The organism is Mesorhizobium sp. M0898 (assembly GCF_040319695.1).
In the GTDB taxonomy this organism is placed as follows: Bacteria; Pseudomonadota; Alphaproteobacteria; order Rhizobiales; family Rhizobiaceae; genus Mesorhizobium.
In genome coordinates, this window is sequence record NZ_JAMYOE010000148.1 from 1 (window position 1) to 796 (window position 796).

The 796-nt window shown below is 66.2% G+C and carries 1 protein-coding gene; it reads right to left on the reverse strand.

Going from position 1 to position 796, the window contains the following annotated elements; translation table 11 throughout:
• On the reverse strand, positions 1-751 hold a 751-nt coding region (locus NKH90_RS34645; RefSeq protein WP_352823822.1), incomplete at its 3' end, for an ABC transporter ATP-binding protein.
• Between the last annotated feature and the right edge of the window lie 45 nt (positions 752-796).

Genomic DNA, 796 nt, shown 5'->3' on the forward strand with positions numbered 1-796 from the left:
TCACCGCCGGATTGGCCCTGACCTCGGCCGGTGTCCCGTCGGCGATCTTGCGGCCGTAGTCGAGCACGGCGACGCGGTCGGAGAGCCCCATGACCACGCCGATGTCGTGTTCGATGAGGATGATGGTGACGTCGTGCCGGTCGCGCGCTGCGCGCACGAAACCGGCCATCTCGGCCTTCTCGGTCGCCGTCATGCCGGCCATCGGCTCGTCGAGCAGCAGGATCTTCGGCTCGGCGACAAGCGCGCGCGCCAGTTCGACCCGCTTCTGCAGGCCGTAGGGCAGCGTTGCGACCAGGCGATCGGCGACGGCCTCGAGATGCAGGAAGGCGATTGTCTGGTCGACCTTTTCAGCGATCGCGGCATCTTCGCGCCGGGCGCGCGGTAGACCGGCGATATGTTCGACAAAGCTGGCGCGCCGGGTGTGGACGCGGCCCGACGCGATGTTGTCGCGCACTGAAAGCCCACCGAACAGTGCCAGGTTCTGGAAGGTGCGCGCGACGCCGAGCCGTGCCAGACGGCTTGCCGACACCCGGGAGAAGGACTGGCCATCGATCGCGATCTTGCCCTGATCGGCGTGATAGAGGCCGCTGATGATGTTGATCAGCGAGGATTTGCCGGCGCCATTGGGACCGATCACAGCGCGGATCTCGCGGCTTTTGACCTCGAGGTCGACATCCCGCAATGCCATGACGCCACCAAAAGAAATGCTGATCCCGCCCAGCGCCAGGATCGCATCAGCCTTTGGCGACAGGCGCGCCGGGCGCGTGTCCTCGACGGGACCAGCACCAGCAAGAAT